The organism is Inquilinus limosus MP06 (assembly GCF_000767795.1).
Lineage (GTDB): Bacteria > Pseudomonadota > Alphaproteobacteria > DSM-16000 > Inquilinaceae > Inquilinus > Inquilinus limosus_E.
Genome location: NZ_JANX01000722.1, coordinates 1 through 2,616, shown reverse-complemented (window position 1 = coordinate 2,616; position 2,616 = coordinate 1). Strand labels below are relative to the sequence as shown.

At 71.0% G+C, this 2,616-nt stretch carries 4 protein-coding genes; 2 read left to right on the top strand and 2 right to left on the bottom strand.

All coding sequences use genetic code 11. The features are described from left to right. A partial coding sequence (locus P409_RS31435; RefSeq protein WP_034847773.1) for an SDR family oxidoreductase occupies positions 1–431 on the top strand: 431 nt, incomplete at its 5' end. Then, positions 428–847: a metallopeptidase family protein gene (locus P409_RS31430; RefSeq protein ID WP_052121620.1), complete on the top strand. Its 420-nt coding sequence runs from the start codon at positions 428–430 to the stop codon at positions 845–847. The genes P409_RS31435 and P409_RS31430, both read left to right, overlap by 4 nt. 102 nt (positions 848–949) lie before the next feature. Here the strand turns inward: P409_RS31430 and P409_RS31425 are convergent, their stop codons facing one another. Together P409_RS31425 and P409_RS31420 are read right to left on the bottom strand one after the other, a co-directional pair. Then, the gene (locus P409_RS31425; RefSeq protein ID WP_052121619.1) at positions 950–2,047 is read right to left on the bottom strand and encodes an AI-2E family transporter; all 1,098 of its coding nucleotides are present in this window, start codon (positions 2,045–2,047) and stop codon (positions 950–952) included. Between the two features lie 41 nt (positions 2,048–2,088). Beyond that, on the bottom strand, positions 2,089–2,616 hold a 528-nt coding region (locus P409_RS31420; protein ID WP_034847771.1), incomplete at its 5' end, for a uracil-DNA glycosylase family protein.

Here is a 2,616-nt window from a genome sequence, read left to right as displayed (position 1 = left end):
CCTTCCACCTGCTGCGCCTGACCGCGGCGGCGATGGCGGCGGAGGAGCCGCTGCCTGTGGCCGCCAGCGCCTCGGGCGAGCGCGGCCTGTTCGTCGCCACCGCCTCGGTCGCGGCCTATGAAGGCCAGGTCGGCCAGGTCGCCTACTCCGCCTCCAAGGGCGGGGTGGTCGGGCTGACCCTGCCGGCGGCGCGCGACCTGGCGAAGAGCGGCGTGCGGGTGATGACCGTGGCGCCGGGGCTGATCGGCACGCCGATGATCGAGGCGATGCCGCAGCAGGTGCAGGACAGCCTGATCGCCACCACCCTGTTCCCGCAGCGCCTGGGCCGGCCGGAGGAGTTCGCGCAGCTCGTCCTCCACATCGCCGCCAACGAGATGCTGAACGGGTCGGTGATCCGCCTCGACGGCGCCGTGCGGCTGGCGCCGCGATGAGCGCGGTGCCCGTGCCGCCCAGCTTCACCATGCCGCCCTCGATCGACGACCTGATCGAGCTGGCGGAGGAGGGGTTCGAGCGGATCCCGGCCCGGCTGCGGGCCATGGTCCGCGGCGTCGCCATCCAGGTCGTCGACTTCCCGGACGATGAGGTGCTGGACGAGATGGGGCTGGAAAGCCCCTTCGACCTGCTCGGCCTCTACACCGGCACGCCGTTCGGGCAGAAGACCTTCGCCATCGCCACCCGGCCGGACATGATCTTCCTCTACCGCCGGCCGATCCTCGACTACTGGTGCGAGACGGGCGAGGATCTCGGCCATGTCGTCCGCCACGTGCTGATCCACGAGATCGGCCACCATTTCGGCTTCTCCGACGACGACATGGAGGCGCTGGAGCGCGAGGCGGACGAGGGCTGACGTCGTTGCCGTGCGCGTAGGTTGGGTTCGCGGGAGCGAACCCAACATATCCGGCATTGAGCCGCTGTTGGGTTCGCCGGGGCGAACCCAACCTACGCCGGCCTATCCCTCCAGCAGGTGGCCGAAGGCGCGCAGAGGGCGCAGGCGGTCGCAGACGATCTTGGCGATGGCCAGCATCGGCACCGCCAGGATGGCGCCGGGCACGCCCCACATCCAGTACCAGAAGATCAGCGCCAGGATCACCGCCACCGGGTTGATGGTGAAGCGCCGGGCCAGCACCATCGGCGTGAACCACTCGCCCTCGGCGACATGGATGCCGAGATAGAGGGCGGCGGGCAGGATCGCGATCCAGGCCGGGCCGTCGGCGACCAGCCCGACCGCCAGGAACAGCGCGACGCCGAAGAACGGGCCCAGGATCGGCACGAAGTTCAGGCAGAAGGCGACCGCGCCCCACAGCACCGGGGCCGGCACGCCGCAGGCCCACATCACCAGCGCCGTGGCGACGCCGACCAGGGCGTTGATCACGGTGACGGTCAGCAGATAGGCGGACAGGTCGCGCTCGATCTGCAGCGAGATCGCCACCGCCTCCCGCTTCTCCTCGAAATTGGGCAGGATCTCGACGAAGCGGCGCAGGAAGGTCTCGCCGAACACCAGCAGGTAGAACAGGATCAGCAGCGTCTCGAACAGGTGCGAGGCGACCGTGCTGGTGCCCGAGAACACCGCCGTGACGATGTCGGTCGGATGCTCCAGCAGCGACCCGGCGCCGCCGAAATGCACGCCGAGGCCCTCCAGCCGATCCTGCAGCCGGTGCAGCGGTTCGGCCAGGAAGGCGAACTTGGCCTGCAGCGCCGGCCATTCGTTCGGCAGATTGCCGGCCCATTCGGCGGCCGGGCTGGTCAGCAGCGCGCCGATGCCGGCGAAGATCGCCAGCAGCAGCAGGATGGCGGCGATGGCGCCGACCGCGCGGGGAATCCGCACCGTCTCCAGCAGCCGGACCAGCGGCTGCAGCAGCAGCTTCAGCACCACGGCCAGCACGACCGGCAGGACGATGTCGCGCGCGACATAGAGCGCGACGGTCAGCGCCAGCAGACAGAGAATGCCGAGGAAGACCGTCTTCGGGTCCTGCGGCAGCGGCATCTCCGGGAAATGGCCGTTGCCGTTGTGCCCGTTCGGGGCGGCCTTCTCGGGGGCGACAGGCATGGGCGGGTCCTGGAGCGACGGGGGCATGGGCGGGAGGGCCATCAGGCGCCACCCGCCAGGGCGGCAGCAGTCCTGACCCGCAGCACCGGCAGAAGCTCCGCCTCGAACCACGGATTGCGCTTTAGCCAGCCGGTGTTGCGCCAGCTCGGATGCGGCAAGGGGATGGAGTCCGGCAGATAGTCGCGCCAGGCGGCCACGGTCTCGGCCACGCTCGCCTTGCGCCGCGCGCCGAGATAGCGGGCCTGGGCCAGGCCGCCCACCAGCAGGGTCAGCCGGACCTCGGACAGCAGCGGCCGGATCCGCGGGTGCCAGGTGTCGGCGCAGATCCGCGGCGGCGGATAGTCGCCGCCCTTCGGGTCGGTGCCGGGGAAGCACAGCCCCATCGACACCAGCGCCACCTTGGCTTCGTCGTAGAAGGCGTCGCCGTCCAGCCCCAGCCACTGCCGCAGCCGGTCGCCGCTGGCATCGGTCCAGGACAGGCCGGAGGCCTGCACCCGCGCGCCGGGCGCCTGGCCGATGATCAGCAGGCGCGCGGTCGCGGCGGCACGCAGCACCGGGCGCGGCGGATG

What these genes read in the sequence shown, in the direction of transcription:
- P409_RS31430 (WP_052121620.1), top strand. Translation starts at nt 428, where the DNA reads ATGAGCGCGGTGCCCGTGCCGCCCAGCTTCACCATGCCGCCCTCGATC.
- P409_RS31425 (WP_052121619.1), bottom strand. Translation starts at nt 2,047, where the DNA reads ATGCCTGTCGCCCCCGAGAAGGCCGCCCCGAACGGGCACAACGGCAAC.